General features: G+C 70.0%; 19 protein-coding genes. 8 read left to right on the top strand and 11 right to left on the bottom strand.

Annotation, left to right across the window (positions count from 1 at the left end; translation table 11 throughout):
- Positions 1-149: 149 nt before the first annotated feature.
- Complete coding sequence (locus tag ACESL7_RS02460; protein ID WP_372891104.1) at positions 150-1,004, bottom strand: sigma-70 family RNA polymerase sigma factor; 855 nt, start codon at positions 1,002-1,004, stop codon at positions 150-152.
- A gap of 94 nt (positions 1,005-1,098) precedes the next feature.
- On the opposite strand from ACESL7_RS02460, the gene ACESL7_RS02455 reads away from it, so the two are divergent.
- From ACESL7_RS02455 to ACESL7_RS02445, 3 genes are read left to right on the top strand one after another with little or no spacing between them, the layout of a single operon-like run.
- The gene (locus ACESL7_RS02455) at positions 1,099-1,698 is read left to right on the top strand and encodes a MarR family winged helix-turn-helix transcriptional regulator (protein WP_372891102.1); all 600 of its coding nucleotides are present in this window, start codon (positions 1,099-1,101) and stop codon (positions 1,696-1,698) included.
- Positions 1,695-2,912: a P-loop NTPase gene (locus ACESL7_RS02450; protein ID WP_372891100.1), complete on the top strand. Its 1,218-nt coding sequence runs from the start codon at positions 1,695-1,697 to the stop codon at positions 2,910-2,912. The genes ACESL7_RS02455 and ACESL7_RS02450 overlap by 4 nt, the downstream gene beginning before the upstream one ends.
- Complete coding sequence (locus tag ACESL7_RS02445; protein WP_372891098.1) at positions 2,905-4,164, top strand: DUF6522 family protein; 1,260 nt, start codon at positions 2,905-2,907, stop codon at positions 4,162-4,164. The genes ACESL7_RS02450 and ACESL7_RS02445 overlap by 8 nt, the downstream gene beginning before the upstream one ends.
- A 94-nt stretch (positions 4,165-4,258) precedes the next feature.
- Here the strand turns inward: ACESL7_RS02445 and ACESL7_RS02440 are convergent, their stop codons facing one another.
- Positions 4,259-5,266 carry an ABC transporter ATP-binding protein gene (locus ACESL7_RS02440; protein WP_372891096.1) on the bottom strand — a complete coding sequence of 336 codons (1,008 nt, stop codon included), beginning with the start codon at positions 5,264-5,266 and terminating at the stop codon, positions 4,259-4,261.
- Positions 5,263-6,273, bottom strand: coding sequence for an ABC transporter ATP-binding protein (locus tag ACESL7_RS02435; RefSeq protein ID WP_372891094.1), 1,011 nt, complete (start codon positions 6,271-6,273; stop codon positions 5,263-5,265). Before ACESL7_RS02435 ends, ACESL7_RS02440 begins: the two co-directional genes overlap by 4 nt.
- Positions 6,274-6,576: 303 nt before the next feature.
- Between ACESL7_RS02435 and ACESL7_RS02430 the strand changes: the two genes are divergently transcribed.
- A complete protein-coding gene (locus ACESL7_RS02430; protein ID WP_372891092.1) occupies positions 6,577-6,942 on the top strand; it encodes a type II toxin-antitoxin system death-on-curing family toxin in 366 nt (121 codons plus the stop codon).
- A gap of 33 nt (positions 6,943-6,975) precedes the next feature.
- Here the strand turns inward: ACESL7_RS02430 and ACESL7_RS02425 are convergent, their stop codons facing one another.
- The 4 genes from ACESL7_RS02425 to ACESL7_RS02410 form a co-directional block, all read right to left on the bottom strand.
- Positions 6,976-7,932, bottom strand: a complete 957-nt coding sequence (locus tag ACESL7_RS02425; RefSeq protein WP_372891091.1) for an ABC transporter permease — start codon at positions 7,930-7,932, stop codon at positions 6,976-6,978.
- Positions 7,929-8,915: an ABC transporter permease gene (locus ACESL7_RS02420; protein WP_372891089.1), complete on the bottom strand. Its 987-nt coding sequence runs from the start codon at positions 8,913-8,915 to the stop codon at positions 7,929-7,931. Before ACESL7_RS02420 ends, ACESL7_RS02425 begins: the two co-directional genes overlap by 4 nt.
- Before the next feature lie 93 nt (positions 8,916-9,008).
- Entirely contained in the window at positions 9,009-10,142 is a 1,134-nt protein-coding gene (locus tag ACESL7_RS02415; RefSeq protein ID WP_372891087.1) for a PAS domain-containing protein, read from the bottom strand.
- Between the two features lie 132 nt (positions 10,143-10,274).
- On the bottom strand, positions 10,275-11,852 hold the full coding sequence (locus tag ACESL7_RS02410; RefSeq protein ID WP_372891085.1) for an ABC transporter substrate-binding protein: 1,578 nt from the start codon (positions 11,850-11,852) through the stop codon (positions 10,275-10,277).
- A 203-nt stretch (positions 11,853-12,055) separates the two neighbouring features.
- Here ACESL7_RS02410 and ACESL7_RS02405 point away from each other — a divergent pair, with 203 nt between their 5' ends.
- Positions 12,056-13,405 (top strand): mechanosensitive ion channel family protein, encoded by a 1,350-nt coding sequence (locus ACESL7_RS02405; protein WP_372891083.1) that lies wholly within the window; start codon positions 12,056-12,058, stop codon positions 13,403-13,405.
- 260 nt (positions 13,406-13,665) lie between these two features.
- Here the strand turns inward: ACESL7_RS02405 and ACESL7_RS02400 are convergent, their stop codons facing one another.
- From ACESL7_RS02400 to ACESL7_RS02385, 4 genes are all read right to left on the bottom strand, one after another.
- Positions 13,666-16,806 carry an efflux RND transporter permease subunit gene (locus ACESL7_RS02400; RefSeq protein WP_372891081.1) on the bottom strand — a complete coding sequence of 1,047 codons (3,141 nt, stop codon included), beginning with the start codon at positions 16,804-16,806 and terminating at the stop codon, positions 13,666-13,668.
- Positions 16,803-18,002, bottom strand: a complete 1,200-nt coding sequence (locus tag ACESL7_RS02395; RefSeq protein WP_372891079.1) for an efflux RND transporter periplasmic adaptor subunit — start codon at positions 18,000-18,002, stop codon at positions 16,803-16,805. Before ACESL7_RS02395 ends, ACESL7_RS02400 begins: the two co-directional genes overlap by 4 nt.
- A 116-nt stretch (positions 18,003-18,118) precedes the next feature.
- A complete protein-coding gene (gene bfr, locus ACESL7_RS02390; protein ID WP_372891078.1) occupies positions 18,119-18,607 on the bottom strand; it encodes a bacterioferritin in 489 nt (162 codons plus the stop codon).
- A 123-nt stretch (positions 18,608-18,730) separates the two neighbouring features.
- Positions 18,731-18,976 (bottom strand): (2Fe-2S)-binding protein, encoded by a 246-nt coding sequence (locus tag ACESL7_RS02385; protein ID WP_372891076.1) that lies wholly within the window; start codon positions 18,974-18,976, stop codon positions 18,731-18,733.
- Between the two features lie 218 nt (positions 18,977-19,194).
- Here ACESL7_RS02385 and ACESL7_RS02380 point away from each other — a divergent pair, with 218 nt between their 5' ends.
- The 3 genes from ACESL7_RS02380 to ACESL7_RS02370 all read left to right on the top strand — a co-directional run.
- Positions 19,195-19,974 carry an HAD-IIB family hydrolase gene (locus ACESL7_RS02380; RefSeq protein ID WP_372891075.1) on the top strand — a complete coding sequence of 260 codons (780 nt, stop codon included), beginning with the start codon at positions 19,195-19,197 and terminating at the stop codon, positions 19,972-19,974.
- A gap of 25 nt (positions 19,975-19,999) precedes the next feature.
- A complete protein-coding gene (locus tag ACESL7_RS02375) occupies positions 20,000-21,232 on the top strand; it encodes a glycosyltransferase family protein (protein WP_372891073.1) in 1,233 nt (410 codons plus the stop codon).
- Between the two features lie 143 nt (positions 21,233-21,375).
- Positions 21,376-21,536: DUF6746 family protein (locus ACESL7_RS02370; RefSeq protein ID WP_372891106.1), on the top strand; the 161-nt coding region annotated here is incomplete at its 3' end.

Below are 21,536 nucleotides of genomic sequence, written 5' to 3'. Positions count from 1 at the left end.
CAGCGCCGCACCGCCCGTCCGCCTCGAAGATCCCAACCAGCAGCGCCTCGCCGCCGTCGGTGAAGCGCTGTCTACGGACCACTGCGGCGACTCGCAAGCCCCTTTTTGGGGTCACTGCAAAAAAAACGTCACATTCCGCAACGTCTGCCTCAGGACTGGAACGCGGCGCCGTCCCGCGCGAAGGCCTGGCGCAGCCGCTCGAGGCCGCGTTCGCGCAGCTGGCGCACGCGCTCGCGCGAGATTCCGTAGGTATCGCCGAGTTCGGCAAGGGTCTTGGGCGGTTCCTGCACGAAGGAGGCGATGACGATCTCGCGCTCGCGCTCGGGCAGCGTCCGGATGTGGCCCGCCACCTGCGCCCAGAACGCGCGCCGGTCCATGCGCGCGCCCACCACCGCCTCGGTATCCGAATCGGGATCCTCCAGCAGCTCCTGGATCTCGCTCCCCTCCTCGCCGAGCGCGGGACGGTTGAGCGAGCCGTCGCGCGCCGCGAGGCGCTGGCGCATCGCGCTGACCTGGCTTTCATCCACGCCGAGCTCGGCAGCGATCGCCGCATCGAGCTCCGCCTCCGGTACCTCCCCGCTCATGCGAAGGCGCGATTCGACCCGGCGCAGGTTGAAGAAGAGCCGCCGCAGCGCCGGCGAGTTGCCGAGCCGCACGAGGGACCAGCTGCGCATCCGGTAGTCCTGTATCTCGGCACGGATCCACCACGCGGCATAGGTCGAGAAGCGGAAGCCGCGGTCCGGGTCGAACCGCTCCGCCGCCTTGAGCAGGCCGATGTTGGCCTGCTGAACAACGTCGTCGTCCGGCGCCGCCCCCGGCCCCGCGGCGCGTCGCGCCGCCGCGACCGCGAGCGCCCGGTGCGCCGTGATCAACCTGTTACGGGCCCTTGTGTCGCCGCGCTCATGCCAGGCCCGCGCAAGCGCGAGCTCCGTCTCGGCATCGAGGAACTCCGGCGGGCGGGTCCGGGCGCCATTGGCCCGCGGTGGCGGGAACGGTTTGTTCATCGCGGCGCAGGCTCCTGCATGATGATAGCGTATCGAAACCATCTCCCGGCACCCCGGCCTTGTCAAGATGGTTTCGAAACGATACTTTCCTGCCATGAGCGATGACCTGTCACCCGACGAACTCGCGGAATTCCTGGTCCATCTCGGCCGCGCCGCGCGCGGGGAGGACGCGGGCGCGGCGCTGACACCCGCGCAGTGGACGGCGCTGCGCTTCTTCGCGCGCGCCAACAGCGCCTCGCGCACGCCCTCGGCCTTCGCGAGCTTTCACGCCACCACGCGCGGGACGGCGTCGCAGACCGTGAAATCCCTCGAGGCGAAGGGATATCTCACCCGCCGGCAGAGCGATCAGGATCGGCGCAGCGTGCGATTCGAGCTCACCGGCTCGGGGCAGGCCATGCTGGCGCGCGACCCGCTGCGCCATCTCGCGCAGTCCATCGCGCGCCTCGGGCCGGCCGAGCGTGGCGCCCTCGCCCGCGCCTTGCCGGCCCTCGTCGTCGACGTCGCGACGGCCCGCGGCGCCAACGCCTTCGGCACCTGCGGCGACTGCCGCCACTTCAGCGCACGCGAGAGCGGCGGCCATTGCGCCTGTGTCGCCGCAGAGCTAACGCCCGAGGAGATCGGCCAGCTCTGCGCCAGTTTCGCCGCGGGCGACGACGCCCTGCGGCTTCCCGAGGACCAGAAGGACACCCCGTGACCGACACGCCCCCGAACCTCGCCCAGCAAACCTCCGGCGGGTCCGAAGCCCTGCCCGGAGTAGGCCGCATCCTCGCCGTCGCCAGCGGCAAGGGCGGCGTGGGCAAGTCCACCGTCACAACGAACCTCGCGCTCGCGCTCGCCGGGCAGGGGCTCTCGGTCGGCGTCGTCGACGCCGATCTCTACGGCCCCTCGATCCCGGGAATGCTCGGCGTGCCCACCGACGACCCGCCCCGCATCGGCCCCGACGACAAGGTGATCCCGGCCGAGGCGCATGGGGTCAAGGTGATCTCGATGGGGATGCTCACCGGCGACGACAAGCCCGCGATCCTGCGCGGGCCGATGGTCGCCAAGTATCTCCGCATGTTCATCACCGAGGTGGCATGGGGAGACGTGGACGTGCTGCTCCTCGACCTGCCGCCGGGCACCGGCGACGTGCAGCTCACGCTGGCGCAGGCCTTCCCGCTCTCGGGCGCGGTGATCGTGACCACGCCGCAGGACGTGAGCCTGAAGATCGCGCGCCGCGGGCTTCGGATGATGGAACAGGTGAAGGTCCCGATCCTCGGCATCGTCGAGAACATGAGCGGCTTCACCTGCCCCTCCTGCGGGACGGTGACGCATATCTTCCATCAGGGCGGCGGGGCGCGCATCGCCACGGATCTCGGGGTGCCCTTCCTCGGTGCCGTGCCGCTGGATCCGTCGGTGGTGGACTGCGGCGATGCCGGCACGCCGCTGGTGATCGCCCAGCCCGAGGCCCCCGCGGCCGAGGCCTACCGCGCCATCGCCGCCGGCATCGCCGGCGACGCGGCGGGCGGCGCGCAACTCGAACTGCCCTTCGACTGGAACTGGACCGAGAACACCGGTGCGCCGCGGGGCCACCCGGAGGCGGCGCAAGCGGGCGGATCCGCCGAGGTGCCGCTCGCCATCGACCGGCCGGACGCCCGCACCCTCGCGATCACCTGGGCCGACGGGGCCGAGACCCGCCACGACGTGCGCGACCTGCGCCTCGCCTGCCGCTGCGCGCAATGCGTGGACGAGATGAGCGGGCGCGCGCTCCTCGATCCGGCCTCGGTGCCGCTCGACGTGGCGCCGACGCGCATCTGGTCGCTCGGCAACTATGCCATCGGAATCGCCTTCAGCGACGGCCACCAGAGCGGCATCTACCCCTTCACCACGCTCCGCCGCCTCGAGGCCGCGGAGGTCGAGGATGTCTGAAACGCTGAAAATCCGCGCCGAGCGCCCGGCGGGGGACCCCGACACCCTGCGCTTCGTGCTCGACCGGGAGGTGCAGCCGGGGGCGGAGTTTTCCGGGACCGAGCCGGGCGCGGCCCCCCTGCCCCGCGCGCTGCTCGGGATCGACGGTGTGCGCGCGCTCCATGTCGCGGGGGCGGTGGTGACCGTCACGCGTGCGCCCGGCACCGACCGGGACGCGCTCAAGGCGCCCGTCGCCGCCGCCATCCGCGAGGTTCTGGCCGGGACCGACAGGCCCCTCGGCGACGCCGGGCCAGCGGCCGCCCCCGGCGCACGGGACGACGCCGCGGTGCGCGATGCCGTGCAGCACGTCCTCGACGCGCAGGCCAACCCGTCGATCGCCGCTCACGGCGGCCATGTCGCGGTGGTCGACGTTGCCGACGGCGTGGTGCGCCTGCGCATGTCCGGCGGCTGCCAGGGCTGCGCCGCCTCCGCCGCCACCCTGCGCCAGGGCGTCGAACAGATGATCCGCATGGCGGTGCCGGAAGTGCGCGAGATCGTGGACGTCACCGACCATTCCGCCGGCACCAACCCCTACTACGCCGAGGCGCCCGCGGCCCCCTCCGGCGCCACGCCGCTCCTCAACCGCCCCGTGCCGCCGGGCGCCATCACCGAGGAGCAGGGCCGCTTCATGGTCGCGCCCGACTACCTCGCCCCGAAGCTCGGCCTTTCGCCCGATGCCCTCCGGGACGCCCTGCGCGCCGGCGACGCCGCCGCCACCGTCGAGGAGGGACAGGGTCCCGACGCGGGCATGACCCGCCTCACCGTGCGCCACGGCGAACGCGCCTGGGCGGCGGAGATCGCGCCCGACGGCAGTGCCCGCGAGGTGCCCCCGCCCCGCCGCGCCCCCGCAGCCGACGACGAGGCCGCGCTGCGCCAGAAGATCCGCGCCCGGATCGCCGGGCTCGCCCCCGCGGAACTGCCGATCACCTACGGCGCGCTCGCCCGGTCGCTCGGCATGTACATGCCCGGCGCCGTGCGCCAGGTCACCCGCGCGCTCGAGGCCACCATGGCCGAGGACGCGCAGGCCGGGCGCCCCTTCCTCGCCGCGCTCGTGGTCAGCCGGATGCGCGGGCGCACCCCCGGACAGGGCTTCTTCGACGAGGCCGCCCGCCTCGGCCGAGGCCCCGCGCCGGGCGAGGACGAAGCCGCCTGGTGGGCGCGCGAGATGGCCAGTGCACGCGAAACCTACCTCGACCGCGTCGGCGCCGGCTGACCGCCCGCCCCTTCTTCTTGGGTCAAATATCCTCGGGGGGTGAATTGGCCGAAGGCCAAGAGGGGGGCAGACAGCCCCCCTGCGCCGCCCGGGCTCACTCCACCGTCGCCGGCGCCTCCCGGAAGCGCCGGACCGCCTCTTCCGCCCGGTGGCAGGCCACCCGCGTGTCGCCGATCTGGCGCATCTCGGGCCGTTCCACGCTGCAGCGCTCGACGGCGAGCGGACAGCGCGGATGGAAGGCGCAGCCCGGCGGCGGATTGATCGCGTCGGGGATCTCGCCCTTGGGCGGCTCGACCTCGCGGCCGAAGGCGTCCATCCGCGGGGCCGCGGCGAAGAGCATCTGCGTATAGGGGTGGGCCGGCGCTTCGAACAGCGCGTCGCGCGGCGCCTCCTCCACCAGGCGGCCGAGGTAGAGCACCCCGATCCGGTCGGCCATGTGCTGCACCACGGTCAGGTCATGGCTGATGAAGAGATAGGTGAGGCCCAGTTCCTCGCGCAGATCGCTCATCAGGTTCAGCACCTGCGCCTGCACGCTCACGTCGAGCGCCGAGGTCGGCTCGTCGCAGACGATCACCCGCGGGTTGGAGGCGAGCGCGCGCGCGATGCAGATCCGCTGGCGCTGCCCGCCGGAGAACTCGTGCGGGAACTTCGAGACATCGGCCGCCGAAAGACCCACCTGCTCCAGCAGCCGCTCGGCGAGGCCCTCGGTGTCGCCACCGCGCGCGGCCACCGGCTCGGCGATGACGTCGCGCACCCGCCAGCGCGGATTGAGCGAGGCGAAGGGGTCCTGAAAGATCATCTGCACGTCCGAGCGGATACGCTCCACCTTGGCCGGGTCCGTCTCGCGGGCGAAATCCACGCCCTCGATCTCGACGGTGCCCGCGGTCGGCGGCACGAGGCCGACGATGATCTTGCCGATGGTGGACTTGCCCGAGCCCGATTCGCCCACGAGGGCGTAGACGGATTTCTCCTCCACCTCGAAGGAGACGTCGGAAACCGCCGTCAGATGGGACTTCGGCAGGCGTTCGATCAGGCGGTTCAGCCACGGCTTCGAGACGTCGAAGACCCGGGTGAGCCCGCGCACGGAAATCAGCGATGTCATGCGGCGCTTTCCTCCGTCTCCGGGGTCAGCGGGAACCAGCAGGCGGCGCGCCCCTCGCAGGCGGCGAGCGTCGGCGGCGGGTCCTCGTGGCATCGCTCGCCCGCCCGCTCGCAGCGCGGATGGAAGGGACAGCCCGTGGGCAGTGCGTTGAGCCGCGGCATGGCGCCCGGAATCTGCTTGAGCCGCCTCTGCCCGGCGCTCGCAAGGGGCGTCGACCCCATGAGCCCGGCGGTATAGGGGTGGCGCGCGCGCGTCAGCACCTCGCGCACGGGGCCGAGCTCCACCAGCCGGCCGGCATACATCACCGCGACGCGGTCGGCCGCCTCGGCGATCACGCCCATGTCGTGGGTCACGAGCATCACCGCGACGCCGCGCTCGCGGCAGAGCCGCTTCAGCAGCGCGATGATCTGCGCCTGCACGGAGACGTCGAGCGCCGTGGTCGGCTCGTCCGCGATCACGAGGTCCGGCTCGGCGCAGAGCGCGAGGGCGATCACCACCCGCTGGCGCATGCCGCCGGAGAACTCGTGCGGGTAGCTGTCGATGCGGGCCCGCGCGGCCGGGATGCCCACCTCCTCGAGCGCGGCGACCGCGCGCTCCAGCGCCTCCGACTGGCTGACAGGCAGGTGCTCGAGGATCGTCTCGGTCAGCTGCTCGCCGATCGTCAGCAGCGGGTTGAGCGAGGTGAGCGGGTCCTGGAAGATCATGCCGATCTTGTCACCGCGGAGCTTGCGCAGCCGGTCGCGGGAGACGTTGTCGATCCGCTCGCCGTTCAGCCGGATCTCGCCGCCGGCGATGCGCGCGGGCGGGTCGAGCAGGCCGATCACCGCGTTGCCGGTCATCGACTTGCCCGCGCCGCTCTCGCCCACCACGCCGAGGATCTCGCCCGCGCGGATGTCGTAGCTCAGCCCGTCCGTCGGGCGCAGGATACCGGCGCGCGTCGGGATCTCCACGACCAGATCGCGGACGGAGAGGACGGCGGCGGCGTTGGCGCGGTCGTCATGTGTCATGTTTCTCGACATACTCGCTGTACCGGAGGCACCGGGCGGTTCGATCCACCTTGTGGACCGGCGCCGGCGTATCATATCTTCCACGACGTGCTACAGGAGACCGGCTCATGGCCCGAAAGCCCGAAGACACTCCCGTCGAACAATCCGCGACATCGAGTCGAACCGGAAAGAGCGGATTCTGGGCGCTTCGCCAAGGGCGCGAGGAGCCGGGCTCGAAGATTTCGGCCCGCGTCATCACCGCCACACACCGGCGCCGCCGCAAGGCGATGAAGGCGCTCGCCGATCGGTAGGCGGCACTATCGCGTGACCTGGGCTGATGCCCTGCGCGCCCATGAGGAAGCGCTGCTCGACGGCGGCCGCGCCGGACTATTGAACGAAAACGCCGTTCGCTCGGCCCTGGCCCGGCCGTATCACGGCTATCACCGGCCCATCTGGCAGAAGGCGGCGGCGCTGATGCACGGCGTCGTTCGCAATCACGGTTTCGTGGACGCGAACAAGCGCACGTCGCTCTACCTTGCCGAATTGCTGATCGAGCGCAGCGGCTATCGCTTGGAAGAGGACGACATGGCCATCGTGGAGACAGTCGTGGCCGTCGCGGACGGGAACATGAGTCAGGCCGAGCTCGCCCAATGGTTCCGCACCCGAATCGTCCCGAAGCCTCGATCATAGCGTCGGCTGCCTGTCGTTCGATGGACACCCCGGTCATCTCAGCCTCGGGTTCAGCGCGTCGCGCAGCCAGTCGCCGAGCAGGTTGATGGAAAGCGCGAGCGCGAGGAGCGCCAGCGCCGGGAAGAAGAGGATCCACCACTCGCCCGAGAACATGAATTCCTGCCCGATGCGGATGAGCGTGCCGAGCGAGGGCTGGGTGGGCGGCGCGCCCACGCCGAGGAAGGAGAGCGTCGCCTCCGCGATGATCGCGAGCGCGAGGCTGATCGTGGCGATCACCAGCACCGGGTTCAGCACGTTGGGCAGGATGTGGCGCGCCATGATCGCGATGCGCGAGCGCCCGATCAGCCGCGCGGCCTGCACGTATTCCTTGTTCTTCTCGACGAGGGTCGCGCCGCGCACCACGCGGGCGAACTGCACCCAGTCCGAGAGCCCGATGGCGAGGATCAGCACCCAGATCGCCATCTCGTCGCGGTATTCGGGCGGGGTGATGCCCTTGGCGATGCCGAAGATCAGCATGGCCACCAGGATCGCCGGGAAGGTCAGCTGCACGTCGGCGGTGCGCATGATGATCGTCTCGAGCCAGCCGCCGATGTAGGCGGCGACGAGGCCGAGCGTCACACCGATCGCCATGGCGAGAAGCACCGCCGAGAAGCCCACGAAGAGCGATATCCGCATCCCGTAGAGGATGGTCGAGAAGACGTCGCGCCCCTGGTCGTCGGTGCCGAGCAGGAAGGTCTCGCCGGTGAACTCGTTCGTGGCCATCGGCGGCGTGAAGCCGTTCATCAGGTTCAGCGACGACGGGTTGAACGGATCGTGCTGGGCGATCCACGGCGCGAAGACCGCCGCGAGAATGAGGATCGCGACGACGACGAAGCTGACCACCGCCACCGGCGAGCGGCGGAAGGAATAGGCGAAGTCGCTGTCCCAGGCGCGGTTGAATCGCTTGCGCGCGCGGGCCTCGCGGACGGGGCTCAGGGGGGCGTCGGTCATGTCAGCTTCCCGGAGGAGCGATCCACGCGCAGCCGTGGATCGATCGCGAAATAGAGCAGGTCCACGATCAGGTTGATGCCCACGAACATCACCGAGATCATCATCAGGTAGGCCGCCATCACGGGGATATCCACGAACTGGATCGCGTTGATGAAGAGAAGCCCCACGCCCGGCCACTGGAACACCGTCTCCGTGATGATCGCGAAGGCGATGATGGAGCCGAGCTGCAGGCCGGTGATCGTGATGACGGGCACCAGCGTGTTCTTCAGCGCGTGGCGGAAGTTGATCGCGCGCTCGCGCAGGCCGCGGGCGCGTGCGAAGCGGATGTAGTCCTGCCTGAGCACCTCGAGCATCTCGGTGCGCACAAGCCGCATGATCAGCGTCATCTGGTAGAGCCCGAGGGTGAAGGCCGGCAGGATCAACGCCTTGATCCCGCTTTCCGTGAGGAACCCGGTGGTCCAGTCGCCCACGCGCACAACCTGCCCGCGCCCGAAGCTCGGCAGCCAGCCGAGTTCGACCGAAAAGAGATAGATCAGCAGGATGCCGATCAGGAAGGTGGGCAGCGACACCCCGACCAGACTGAGGGTCATGATCGTGTTGGCGGCGAATCCGCGTTTTCGGATCGCCGTGAAGATGCCGAGCCCGATGCCGAAGGCCAGCGCGAAAAGCCCGGAGACGAAGGCGAGTTCCAGCGTCGCGGGCAGGCGTTCGGCGAGAATGTCCGACACCGGCCGCCCCTGCCGGTAGCTCAGGCCGAAGTTGCCCTGCGCGGCCTGCTCGAGGAAGCGCCAGTACTGCACCGGGAAGGGCTGATCGAGACCGAGCTCGGTGCGCAGCCGCTCCACGTCGGCCTGCGTCCGCTCCTGCCCGAGCATGTTGTCGATCGGATCGCCCACGAACCGGAACATGGAGAACGCCACCAGCCCCACGATGAGCAGGACCAGCCCCGACTGAAAGATGCGACGAAGCACGTAAGCGAGCATTTGCGCAAAGTCTCTGCAAACGCCCTTGCGGTCAAGCGGTGTGCGTCCCGCGTGACGCCGCGGCGCAGCGGATGCGGGGGCCGTGCCCCAGGGTCAGATGGCGGCGTCCGCGACCGATCCGGGCGGGATTTCCACGTCGAATCGCGTGCCGTGCTCGCTGACGACGCGGACCTCCGCGCCGATCGAACGGGCGAGCCCGTCCACGATGGACCCGCCGAGTCCGGCGGACCCGTCGCGGCCCTTGGTATCAAGCCTGTCCTCCTCGTCTTCCGAGCGCGCGTGCTGCTCGGCGATGGACACCGCGTCGGCGGGCCAGTCGCTGCCCTCGGGAAGGCCCACGCCGTCGTCCGAGACGCTCAGCACGACGGTGCCGTCGTCGCGGGCGCGCAGCCGGATCTTCACCAGCCCCGCGTCGCGGCCGACGAACGCGTGCTTGAAGGCGTTCGTCAGGAACTCCGACAGCAGGAGCCCGAGCCGCGCGGTGGTGTCGAGGGGCAGCGCGACCTCGTCGCAAGCGATGTCGAGGCGCACGCACGCCCGCCCCTCGATCCCGGTGACGGCGGCGGCCACACGTTCGAGGTAGGGGCCGACGGTGACGGTCGAGGGCACGCGGCCGTCCGCCTCTTCTCCCGCATGGAAGAGCTCGTCGTAGAAGAGCGAGAGCGCCTCGACCCGATGGCTCAGATCGTCGAGCGAGGCGGCCGTGATCTCGCGCCGGGACTGCAGCCGGATCATGCTGACCACCATGGCGAGGTGATTCTTCACCCGGTGCTGAAGCTCCTTCAGCATGGTCTCCTGGCTGATCGCGCGCCGGTCGCGCAGCGCGGCTTCCTCGTCGTCGACGTGCCGAAGCAGGCCGAAATAGGCCGTGAGCGCGCCGCTCTCGTCATGCACGGGCGAAACGAAGAGCTGGTTGCGGAAACGCGAGCCGTCGGCGCGATGATTCGTGAGGGTCACGACGAAATCCTCGCCGCGGGCGAGCCCGGCGCGGATCTGCGCCACGTCCGCGGGGTCGGTGCCCTCCCCCTGCAGGAAGCGGCAGTTGTGCCCGACCACCTCGTCGCGGCGGTAGAGTGTCAGCCGTTCGAAGGCGGTGTTGACGTAGGTGATCGGATTGTCGGGCGCCGTCGGGTCCGTCACGATGAGCGCCACGCGGGAGCCGGCCATGACCCCGGAAAACGAGACATCGTTTCCGCCCTCGCTCTTCGACCACCCGCCCTCGCGCATCGGCCGCTCCTTCTCGGGTTTTCGCAGGGGCAGCATAACCGCGCTGCGCCAGAAACCAAGCCGGACGGTGCGGGCCGGCACGAAAAAAGGGGCGGCCCAGGCCGCCCCTTCCCGTCCGCCGATGCGACGCGCTCAGTTCATCTCGAAGAACTTGAACTTCGGATCGTCCTCCGGGCTCACATCGGTCATCACGTCCTCGGACATGCCCCAGTTCAGCACCTGGTGGTGGACCGGCAGGTAGATCGTCTCCTCCTGCACGACCTCCCAGATCGCCTGGATCGTGTCGTTGCGCATCTCGAGATCGGTCTCGGAGGCGAGCGAGACGATCATCTCGTCGACCTCGGAGTTCGAGAAGCCGGTGCCGTTCCAGCTGCCGCGCTCGTCCCCGCGGGTATGCACGAGGAAGTTGAAGATGTACTCCGAGTCGTAGGTCGGAACACCCCAGCCCAGCATGTAGAAGTCGGTCTCGCCGTTGGTGATCAGCGGGAAGTGCTGCGCCTTGGGCTTGGCGTCGAGGTTCACGTCGACGCCGATCTGGCCCAGCATCCCCACGACCGACTGGCAGATCGACTCGTCGTTGACGTAGCGGTCGTTCGGGCAGTCGAGCTGGATCGAGAAGCCGTCGGCGTAGCCCGCTTCCTCCATCAGCGCCTTGGCGGCCTCGATGTCGGTGGTTGTCTCGTCCATCTCCTCGGACCAGCCGTTGACGAAGGGCGGCGCGATCATGCCGGCGGGCGCACTCTGGTCACGCATCACGACCTGCTTGATGGCGTCACGGTTGATCGCCATGTTCATCGCCTTGCGGACATTGACGTCGGCGAGCGGGTTCTCGCCCTCGACGTCGTCGTTCTCAATGTCGTCGGACCCCATGTTCAGGCCGAAGAAGATCGTCCGGTTCTGCGGCGCGGTCTTGACGACGAGGCCCTCGGTCTCGGCGACGCGGCCAAGGTCCTGCACAGGCACGTCCTGGATGAAGTCGACCTCGCCCGAGAGCAGCGCGGCGACCCGCGTCGCGGCGTTCTGGATCGGCGTGTACTCGATCCGGGTGATCTCCAGCGGGAACTCGTCGATGCCCCAGTAGTCCTCGTTGCGCTCCAGCACGGTGCGCACGTCGGGTTCACGGCTGACGAGGCGGAAGGGGCCCGTGCCGTTGGCGTTGGCCGTGGCGTAGGTCTGTTCGCCGCCCTCGACGTCCTGAACCTCGACGGTGTCGTTCTCCTCGGCCCAGCCCTTGTCCATCATGAAGAGGTTGGTGAGGTTCGACGGCAGGATCGGGTTCGGCCCGTCAGTGACGATCTCGACGGTGTAGTCGTCCACCGCCCGCACCTCGGTAATCGAGGTCAGAAGCTCCTTCATGTCCGAGTCGGGCGTCTTGGCGCGATTGATCGAGAACACCACGTCCTCGGCCGTGAACTCCGAGCCGTCGTGATAGGTCACGCCCTCGCGGAGCTCGAAGACCCAGACGTCCGGATCGTCCTCTTTCGGCGCCCAGGAGGTCGCGAGCGCCGGCTGCATCTGTCCCTCGTGGTCGCGGATGATGAGCGGTTCGTAGATCTGGTGCGACAGCGTGTGCGTCGGCCCCTCGTTCTGCGCGTGCACGTCGAGGGTGAGGCTGTCGCCCGCGCGCGCCCAGCGCAGCGTCTCCGCCGAGGCCCCGATCGCGGTCGAGGTCAGCAGCGCGGCGGCCAGAAGGCCGGTTGCGTGTTTCATGTGGTCGTCTCCCTGTTCCGACCCGGCGCCGGAGCGGCCCGGGTCCCGTGACATGACGGCAGAATAACAGCCGGACCGCACCGGGCAAGCGGCGTGCCCGGTCGCGCCCGAGTTCCGCTTGGGCAGCGCCGCGCCGGTAGGCGCGCGTGAAACCGCACGGCCCGGGCGGCGTTCCTGCTCCGGGGAGGCACGGCAGGAGGCGCATGGACCCCGAAACACCCGATCCGGCAGAGCCCGCGACATGGTTCGCGGAGGCGGCGCGCGGCCTTGCCGCGGCGGCGAGCGATCTGGGCGACATGCTGCTCGTGCCCTGGAACGCCTGGCAGGTCGCCATCGCGGCCGGGCTCTTCGCGCTCGCCTGGGCGCTCCGGGCGGCGCTCGCACCGGGCCTGCACGAATGGATGCGCAGCCGCGAGGGCTGGCCGCGCTGGCGGCTGCGGCTCCTGGTGCTGGTGCACAAGCGGCTCAGGCTGATCTTCTACGTCCTTCTCCTCTGGGCCACCGTCTGGATCATGCGCGAGGTCACCTGGCCCTCGCGGTCGTGGCTCCTCGGCATTCTTGCCAATCTCGCCACCGCGTGGCTGATCGTCGCCTTCGCCACACGGCTGATCGCCAACGGCCCCCTGCGCAAGGTCGTGCGCTACGGCGCCTACGCCTGGGTGACGCTGCGCATCCTCGGGCTGACGGACGAGACCGAGCGGCTGCTCGACCGTGCCGCGATCGAGTTCGGCGAGGTGCGGCTCTCGGCATGGATGGCGCTGCAGGGCGCCTTCCTGCTGGCGCTCCTTTTCTTCGTCGCCCGCGTGATCGCGCGCCGGAGCGCCGCGCGGCTCTACACCAACGAGGACCTCAGCCCGTCGATGCGGGTGCTCTCGGTCAAGCTGCTGCAGGTGGCGCTCTATGGCGCGGCCTTCGTGATCGGGCTCAGGGCGGTCGGCTTCGACCTCACCGGCCTCGCGGTGCTGTCGGGCGCCGTGGGCGTGGGCCTCGGCTTCGGGTTGCAGAAGGTCGTCTCGAACCTCGTCTCGGGGGTGATCCTCCTCCTCGACCGGTCGATCAAGCCCGGCGACGTCATCAGCATCGGCGAGACCTTCGGCTGGATCAACAGCCTGAGCGCGCGCTACGTCTCGATCACGACGCGCGAGGGCAAGGAATACCTGATCCCGAACGAGGACCTGATCACCGGGCAGGTGGTGAACTGGTCGCATTCCGACGACTTCGTGCGCCTCGACATCCACTTCGGCACCGCCTACGCCAACGATCCCCACGAGGTGCGCCGCGTCGCGCGCGAGGCGGCGGCCGGCATGGACCGCGTGCTCGCCGATCGCCCGCCCGTCTGCCACGTCACCGGTTTCGGCGACAGCAGCGTGAACTACGTCCTGCGCTTCTGGATCCGCGACCCGGCGGGCGGGATCACGAACATACGCGGCAACGTCTATCTCGCGCTCTGGGACGCCTTTCAGGCGAACGGGATCGCCATTCCCTTCCCCCAGCGCGAGGTGCGCATCCTCGACGGCTCCGAGATCCGCACGCGCACGGCAGACGCCGACTGAGCCGGGCCGGCCCCGCTCACCCTCCCGCCGCGCAGACACGCGAGATGCCCTTGCGAGACGGGCGACTGGCGACGCCTCGGGCGCTGCGGACGGCAAACGTCAGCCGGGGCGCGTCACCCGGCGGGACAGGCCCGACCGCGGAACGGGGCCATGTGCCCACGCGGCCGGCGCGACGGTCCGGTCTCGGGACCCGAAGGCCCGGGGACGCGCGCATTTGCCCCCTGTCCGCGCATCGGGCGCCTGGTCGGTCGGGTGATCGCTCAGGGCGACGCGGTGGCGCGTGCCTCGTCCCGGCGCGCGCGGGCGGCCGGGCGCTCTGCGCGCTTTTCGCCGAGCATCAGCAGCGCGGGCGTGACGACGAGGGTCAGCACGGTCGCCACGACGAGCCCGCCCGCGATGGAGGAGGCGAGCTCGGTCCACCACTGCGTCGACGGTGCGCCGTAGACGATCTCGCGGCGGAAGAAGTCGATGGAGACCCCGATCACCATCGGCAGAAGGCCGAGCGCCGTCGTCACCGAGGTCAGCACCACGGGCCGCAGACGCTGCGCGCCGGCGCGCAGCGCCGCCTCGAACGGGGTCTGCCCCTCGCGGCGCAGGACGTTGTAGGTGTCGATCAGCACGATGTTGTTGTTCACCACGATCCCGGCAAGCGCGATCACCCCGATCCCGCCCATCACCACGCCGAAGGGCCGGCCCGTCACCAACAGCCCGAGAAGCACGCCCGCGACCGAGAACACGATCGCCGACATCACGACGAAGGCCTGGAAGAAGCTGTTGAACTGCAGCACCAGCACCGTGAACATGAGCGCCACCGCGACGGCGAAGGCGACCGACAGGAACTGCGCAGCGGCCTGTTGTTCCTCGGCCTCGCCCGCGAAACTCCACGTCACGCCATCGGGCAGCTCCGTCTCGTCGAGCGCGGCGCGCAGCGCCTCGATCTGGTCGTTGACCAGAAGCCCCGGTGCGACATCGGCGGCAATGGTCACGACGCGGCGCTGGTCGATGCGGTTGAGCGTGCCGGTCCGCGGCACCGGCTCGAAGGCGACGAAGTTGCCGATCGGCACGAGCCCTTCCGCCGTGGGCACGCGCAGCCCCCTGAGCTCCTCGAAGCTGCGGCTTGCCGCGGGAAAGCGCACGCGGATGTCCACCGTGCCGTCGGCGTAGGCAGGCCGGTAGTCGGCCACGGTGATGCCGCGCGTGAGAAGCTGCACCGACTGCCCGAGAAGCGTGACATCCGCGCCGAAGCGCGCGGCCTGGCTGCGGTCGAGTTCGAGGCTCCACTCGACGCCGGGCAACGCGCGGGTGTCGGTGATGTCGGTGAAGCCGCCGATCTCCGCCATGCGGGCCAGCACCTGCTCGACCGCTTCGTCCTGTACCTCCGGATCGGCGGCGCGCAATTCGAGCTGCACGGGCTTGCCCTGCGTCGGCCCCTGCTGCTGGGCCTGCACCTCGGCCTCGATGCCGGGGATCCCGGCCATCTCTGCACGGATGTCGGCGCCGATCGCCTCGGCCGGGCGGCGCGTGTCCCATTCGGTGAGCTCGAGTTGCAGGGTGCCGATCACCTCGTCGTCGGCGCGCTGCGAGCCACCGGTGCGGGCGTAGACCGATGCGACGCCGTCGTAGCGCATGAGCCGGCGTTCGACCTCGCGCACGAGCGTGTCCTGCTCGTAGATCGAGAAGCTGTCGCGCGCGCGCAGCGTCACCTGCATGAAATCGGGCTCCACCTCCGGGAAGAAGGTCACGCCGCGCCCGTAGTCCGCGTAGCTGCCCACCGAGCCGATCAGGAGCGCCACCGCGAGGGCCAGCACCGTCCAGGGCCGGACCACGGCCCATTGCACGAGCTTCGCATAGCGCCCCGTCCAGCCGCCGGCGCGGCGCGGGTCGCCGCGTTCCGATTCGTGGAGGACGCGCCTTGCGGCCGCCGACTGCGGCTGCGCGCGGCCGATCACGCCGCCGAGCACGGGGATGAACACCAGCGCCATCGCCAGCGAGGCCGAAAGCGTCAGGATCACCGTGAGCGGCAGGAAGCCCATGAACTCGCCCACCGTGCCCGTCCAGAACAGGAGCGGGAAGAAGACGCTGAGCGTCGTCACCGTGGAGGCGATGATCGGCCAGGCCATCCGCTTGGCGGCGGCGGCGTAGGCGGCGGGCGGCGCCTCGCCCTGCTGGAGCTTGCGGTCGGCGAGCTCGGTGGTGACGATCGCGCCATCCACCAGCATCCCCACCACCATGATGAGCGAGAAGAGGACCACGATGTTCATCGTCTCGCCCATCGCCCAGAGGGCGCCGACGCCGGTCAGGAACGCCCCAGGGATCGCCAGGCCGACCAGCACCGAAGGGCGCCAGCCCAGCGCCCAGATCACCACGATCATCACCAGAAGGACCGCCGCGATCACGTTCGCCTCGAGATCGCTGAGGATGTCGCGGACGTATTCGGACTGGTCCTGCAGGTAATCGACGCGCACCGTCTCGGGCCAGTCCTCGGAGGCCGCCTCGATCACGCGCTTGGAGGTCTCGACCGTCTCGATGATGTTGGCGCCGACGCGCTTCTTGATCTCGAGCGCGAGGGCGGGCTGGCCGTCGATCCGGGCGAAGCCGGTCGGGTCCTCGAAGCTGCGCCGGATCGTTGCGACCTCGGAAAAGGTCACGACCGTGTCGCCGCGCACCTTCACCGGCAGCTGCATCACGTCCTCGATGTCCTCGATCAGCCCCGGCACCTTGAGCACGATGCGCCCTGCACCCGTCTCGATGGCGCCGGCGGCGATCAGGCGGTTGTTGCGCTGGATCTGGCTCGTGAGCTCGTCGAAGGAAATGTTGTAGGTCTCGAAGATCGTGGGGTCGATCAGCACCTCGACGAGGTCGTCGCGCGCGCCGCCGATATCGACCTCCAGCACGCCGGGCTGCGCCTCCAGCCGGTCCTGAAGCTCGTCGGCGATCCCGTTGAGGGCACGCTCGGGCACCGGACCGGACAGGATGGCGGTCAGGACCGGGAAGAGCGCGGTGTTGACCTCGTTGACGGACGGTTCGGTCGCGTCCTCGGGCAGATCGGGCCGCGCACGGTCCACCGCCTCGCGCACGCTGTCGATCGCCTCGTCCGAATCGAAGCCCGCGTCGAACTCCAGCGTCACCGAGGCCGAGCCCTCGCGCGCCGTCGCCTGCATCTCGTCCACGCCGGTGACGCTCGCGAGCTCCGTCTCGAGCGGTTCGATCAGCAGGCGCTCGGCGTCCTCGGGCGCGATGCCCTCGAGCGTGGTGATCACGTAGATCACCGGGATCGGCACCTCCGGCGCCGCTTCCTTCGGGATCTGGACATAGGCCACGGCGCCGAAGGTCAGCACGAAGGCGAGCAGCATGACCACCACGCGGGCGCGGGCGAAGGCCGCGTCGATGATCGCGCTCATGGGCGCTCGCCCTCCGGCGCGTCGGGCGTGTCGAGCAGGCGGTCACGCATCTGCCCGAGCTCGAGATCCTCCTCCGGCCGGGCCGCGACGGCCTCGCCCTCCGAGACGAAGCCCTGCCCGACGGTGATGACCCGCGCCGGATCGGGCAGGCCGGTGACCCAGATGCCCTCGGTCCCGGCGCGCACGATCTCGACCGGGTGGAAGGCGACGGTGTCCTCCTCCGTGACGGTCTTGATGCCGAGCCGCCCGGCCGGGTCGAGCGAGAGGATCGCGGGCGAGAGGAAATGCGCCGCGACCTCGCCCTTGGGGATGCGGACCTGCGCGCTGACGCCGGCAGGGATCGCGCCATCGTCGTTGGCCACCTCCACCTCCGCGGAGAAGGTGCGTGTCTGCGGATCGGCCGCGGTGCCGAGGAAGGCGACGCGGCCCTCCCGCGTCTCGCCGGTGACGACGCTGACCTCCGCCGTCTGCCCCTCCGACAGCGCCGCGATCTCGCCCTGCGGCACGCTGACCGAGACGGTCAGCGGCGCCAGGTCGACGATCCGTGCGACCGCCGAACCGGCGGAGACGAATTCGCCCTCCTCGATGTCGAGCGATTCCACACGTCCCCCGAAGGGCGCGCGGATGCGGGTATCCTCGAGCGTCTCCCGGGCGCTGGTGAGCTGGGATTCGGCGGCAGCGAGCGCGGCGCGCGTCTGTGCCACGCGGTCGACCGTGCCGGCGCCGCTTTCGAGCAGGGTCTGCGCGTTCTCGAAATCGCGCCGGGCGCGGTCGACCTCTTCCTCGGCGCGCTCGAGATCGGCGCGCGCGCGGTCCTGCGCGATGCTGGCGATCAGCTGACCGGCCTCGACCGTGTCGCCCTTGGCGGCCGCCATTTCTGTGACGTTGCCGGTCGCCTCGGCGCGGACCTGCGTGTCGCGCTCGGGTTCGGTCTGTCCTTCCGCGACGAAGAACCGCATCACCGGCTCCGCCTCGGAGCGGCGCACGGCGACCTGCACGGGCTCGGGTCCGTCGCTGCGCGCCTCTGCCGGGGCGGGCTCCTCGGAGGGCAGGACATAGCCGCTGCCGAGCCACGCGGCGAGCGCGAGCGCCAGCGCAAGGGCCAGCCATTTCGACCGGCCGGCGCCGGGGTCGCCCTCGAAGTGCAGGCTGTCGGGCCGTTCGTCCGCCCCGCCGGTGTCCGGGTCAGATGCCATGTGCTCCCTCCGCCCGCGCGATGCCTCCCCTGCTACCACCGCCGGCCGAGGGAGTCACAGTGCACGGGAGGTCCGGCGCGCGCGCCGCGACCCGGAGGGCCGCGGCGCCGGAGATGTCACTCCTCGCCCTCGTCGGCGGTGGAGGCGTTGAGAAGGCCGTATTTCTCGATCCCGAGCTTCTCGATGAGATCGAGCTGCGTCTCGAGGAAGTCGATGTGGCCCTCCTCGTCGGCGATCAGCTCCTCGAAGAGATTCTTCGTCACGTAATCGCCCACGCTGTCGCAGTGGTTGCGCGCCTCGATGTAGAGCGTGCGCGCCTCGTGCTCGGCAGCGAGGTCGCACTCCATCGTTTCCTTGAGGGTCTGCCCGATGCGCAGCGAGTCGAGCTTCTGCAGGTTCGGATGCCCCTCGAGGAAGATGATCCGCTCGACCAGCTTGTCAGCGTGGTGCATCTCCTCGATGCTCTCCTCGCGCGACTTGTTGGCGACCTTGCCGAAGCCCCAGTCCTCCTGCAGGCGGTAGTGCAGCCAGTACTGGTTGATGGCGGTCAGCTCGCTGCGCAGCGCCTTGTTCAGGTAGTCGATGACCTTGTCGTCACCCTTCATCACGGTCTCCTCGGAATGTCACGTAGCGCAGAGTGCGCAATTCCGGGCGGCGCTGCAACCGTCGTCACGACGCACCCGCCCCCGAGGGACCGATGGGCGGCCGGCGCGGGCCGCCCCCGCGCGTCAGCCCGTCCCGCCCTGCCGCGGGGCCTTGCGCAGGCGGCGCAGTTCGGCGGGCACCTGCAGACTGTCACAGGCTTCCATGCTGTCGATGAAGAGCGGCAGGCACCCGCCGCAATCGGCCTTCTTGCCGAGCGCGCGGTAGACCTTGCCGGGGGTGATGAGCGTGTCCGGGTCGGACGCGCGCATCCAGTCCACGGCGCGCCGGATATCGTCGCGCGAGATGTTCATGCAGTGGCACACGATCATGTCATCCTCCCGGCGCGTCCCGCGGCCGCATGTCTCAGTCTAGGGGCGCCGGGCGGTCCGCGGTCTTTGACCTTGCGCAAAGCGCGGCACGCCGGACCCGGGCAGAGGGGACTCGCGTGAGTCGCCCTCGGCCTGTATCTGAAATCTGAGTAGTTCTCTCGGAAAAGTCAATGCCGACCTTGCACACGACGGAATACCGATGCGAAGGAGCGGGACGCATGGCGGGCTGGGCGATCGTCACCGACCTCGACGGCACGCTTCTGGACCACGCGACCTATTCCTGGGCGCCGGCGGCGCCCACGTTGGAACGTCTGCGCGCGGCCGGGGTTCCGGTCGTGCTCGCGAGTTCCAAGACCGCCGCCGAGATCGTGGCGCTGCGCGACGCTCTGGGGCTCTCCGACGTGCCGGCAATCTGCGAGAACGGCGGCGGGATCGTGCCCCGCGGTGCCGCTGCGCAGCCCGACGCGACCGAGCATGCGCGTCTGATGGCCGTCCTCGATGCCCTGCCCGGGGACCTCCGCGCGCCCTTCCGCGGCGTCTCGGAGATGTCGGTCGCCGAGGTCGCCACGCTGACCGGCCTGCCCGAGCGGGAGGCCGCGCGCGCCCGCGACCGGGCCTTTACCGAGCCCGGCGTCTGGACGGGCGCGAAGGCGGCGCGCGCCGCCTTCGCCCGCGCGCTGCGCGCCGCGGGCGTCACCGCCCGCGAGGGCGGGCGCTTCCTGACCCTCGGCTTCGGCCACACCAAGGCCGACCGCATGCGCGAGGTGGCCGCGACGCTCGGCGCGACGCGCCTTCTCGCGCTCGGGGACGCGCCCAACGACATCGAGATGCTGGAGGCCGCGGACCGCGCCGCGATCGTCGCCAACCCGCAGCGCGCGCCCCTCCCCCGGCTCGACGGCGAGGCGGAGGGGCGCATCCTGCGCACCCGCGCCCCCGGCCCCGAGGGCTGGTCCTGCGCCGTTGAGCGGATACTCTGCGAGGCGGGCGTCGCGCTCTGACGCCGGACAACCAAGGAGCGGGATCGTGGCCGATTTTCATCAGAACGGACAGGTGGCGACGCTGCACGATCTGCGCTCGGTCTCGCCCGACGCCCTCACCCACGCGGTGACGACCTTCACGCGCGAGCGGCCCGTGACGCTCATCCTGCCCTCGCTCCACTCGGAGCTCGAGGGCGAGGCGCTGCCGCAGATCCTCGACGAGATCGCGCAGGTGCCCTACCTGCGGCGCATCGTGATCGGCCTCGATCAGGCGGACGCCGCGCAATACGCCGAAGCGGTGCGATTCTTCGACCGGCTGCCGCAGGAGCATGTCGTGATCTGGAACGACAGCCCGCGCCAGCGCGCGCTCGGCGACCGGCTGAAGGCGCACGGTCTCTACCCGTCGGAACCCGGCAAGGGCAAGAACGTCTGGACCTGCATGGGCTACATGCTGGCGCGGCGCGACACCTGGGTCGCGGCGATCCATGATTGCGACATCCTCACCTACTCGCGCCACATGCTGACGCGGCTGATCTACCCGGTGGTGAACCCCAACTTCTCCTACCAGGTCTCCAAGGGCTTCTACCCCCGCATCGGCGACGGCAAGATGAACGGGCGGGTGACGCGGCTCCTGGTCTCGCCGCTTCTGGTGGCGCTGCGCACGGTGGTCGGCGACCGCGACTTCGTCGATTTCCTGCGCAGCTTCCGGTATCCGCTCTCCGGCGAGGTGGCGCTGCGCACCGCGACGCTGCCGGATCTGCGCATCCCTTCCGACTGGGGCCTCGAGATCGGCGTGCTGAGCGAGGCGTGGCGCAACCTCGCGCCGAAATCCATCTGCCAGGTCGAGATTTCCGACGCCTACGACCACAAGCACCAGGCGCTCTCGCCCGAGGACGCGGCGACCGGCCTCAACCGCATGTCCACCGACATCTGCAAGGCGATCTTCCGCAAGCTCGCCGCGGACGGGACCGTCTTCACGCAGAACACCTTCCGCACGCTGAAGGCGGTCTACTACCGCACCGCGCTCGACATGCTGGAAAGCTACTACAACGACGCGGCGATGAACGGGCTGACGCTGGACCGCCACAAGGAGGAGCAGTCCGTCGAGCTCTTCGCCGAGAACATCATGCGCGCGGGCCAGGCCTTTCTCGACAACCCCTTCGAGACCCCCTTCATCCCCACCTGGAGCCGCGTGAACGCCGCCGATCCGGAGCTTCTCGGCGACATGGTGGCGGCGGTGGAGGCCGACCTCGCGGAGGTGCGCGGGGCCGGGGCATGATGCCGCGGCAAATCCCGACATAATCACTCAGACTCCGCTTGACCGGCCGGATCGGGCCGGTGTATCCGACAATTATTGTCGGAAATGCGCCGGCGTGATCGGCCGTTCCGCCCACCGGGGGACGTCCCCGCCACAGGAGACAGATGATGACGACCTTGAAGAGCCTGATCGCCGCCGTCGCGTTCGGCCTCTCGGCCACGGCGCTCGCTGCCGACGACGTGCAGCACTACAACATGGTCGAGTCCGAGACGCTCGACGCGGCGCTGACCAATTTCGTGGAGTACAACGCCAAGGTCCGCGACGT

Origin of the sequence: Rhodosalinus sp., assembly GCF_041685465.1 — a bacterium.
Classification (GTDB): Bacteria; Pseudomonadota; Alphaproteobacteria; order Rhodobacterales; family Rhodobacteraceae; genus Rhodosalinus.
This window is presented reverse-complemented; position numbering and strand designations above follow the sequence as displayed.

What these genes read in the sequence shown, in the direction of transcription:
- ACESL7_RS02425 (WP_372891091.1), bottom strand. Translation starts at nt 7,932, where the DNA reads ATGACCGACGCCCCCCTGAGCCCCGTCCGCGAGGCCCGCGCGCGCAAG.
- ACESL7_RS02445 (WP_372891098.1), top strand. Translation starts at nt 2,905, where the DNA reads ATGTCTGAAACGCTGAAAATCCGCGCCGAGCGCCCGGCGGGGGACCCC.
- ACESL7_RS02395 (WP_372891079.1), bottom strand. Translation starts at nt 18,002, where the DNA reads ATGGCATCTGACCCGGACACCGGCGGGGCGGACGAACGGCCCGACAGC.
- ACESL7_RS02385 (WP_372891076.1), bottom strand. Translation starts at nt 18,976, where the DNA reads ATGATCGTGTGCCACTGCATGAACATCTCGCGCGACGATATCCGGCGC.
- ACESL7_RS02460 (WP_372891104.1), bottom strand. Translation starts at nt 1,004, where the DNA reads ATGAACAAACCGTTCCCGCCACCGCGGGCCAATGGCGCCCGGACCCGC.
- ACESL7_RS02420 (WP_372891089.1), bottom strand. Translation starts at nt 8,915, where the DNA reads ATGCTCGCTTACGTGCTTCGTCGCATCTTTCAGTCGGGGCTGGTCCTG.
- bfr (WP_372891078.1), bottom strand. Translation starts at nt 18,607, where the DNA reads ATGAAGGGTGACGACAAGGTCATCGACTACCTGAACAAGGCGCTGCGC.
- ACESL7_RS02380 (WP_372891075.1), top strand. Translation starts at nt 19,195, where the DNA reads ATGGCGGGCTGGGCGATCGTCACCGACCTCGACGGCACGCTTCTGGAC.
- ACESL7_RS02400 (WP_372891081.1), bottom strand. Translation starts at nt 16,806, where the DNA reads ATGAGCGCGATCATCGACGCGGCCTTCGCCCGCGCCCGCGTGGTGGTC.
- ACESL7_RS02405 (WP_372891083.1), top strand. Translation starts at nt 12,056, where the DNA reads ATGGACCCCGAAACACCCGATCCGGCAGAGCCCGCGACATGGTTCGCG.
- ACESL7_RS02455 (WP_372891102.1), top strand. Translation starts at nt 1,099, where the DNA reads ATGAGCGATGACCTGTCACCCGACGAACTCGCGGAATTCCTGGTCCAT.
- ACESL7_RS02410 (WP_372891085.1), bottom strand. Translation starts at nt 11,852, where the DNA reads ATGAAACACGCAACCGGCCTTCTGGCCGCCGCGCTGCTGACCTCGACC.
- ACESL7_RS02435 (WP_372891094.1), bottom strand. Translation starts at nt 6,273, where the DNA reads ATGACACATGACGACCGCGCCAACGCCGCCGCCGTCCTCTCCGTCCGC.
- ACESL7_RS02440 (WP_372891096.1), bottom strand. Translation starts at nt 5,266, where the DNA reads ATGACATCGCTGATTTCCGTGCGCGGGCTCACCCGGGTCTTCGACGTC.
- ACESL7_RS02415 (WP_372891087.1), bottom strand. Translation starts at nt 10,142, where the DNA reads ATGCGCGAGGGCGGGTGGTCGAAGAGCGAGGGCGGAAACGATGTCTCG.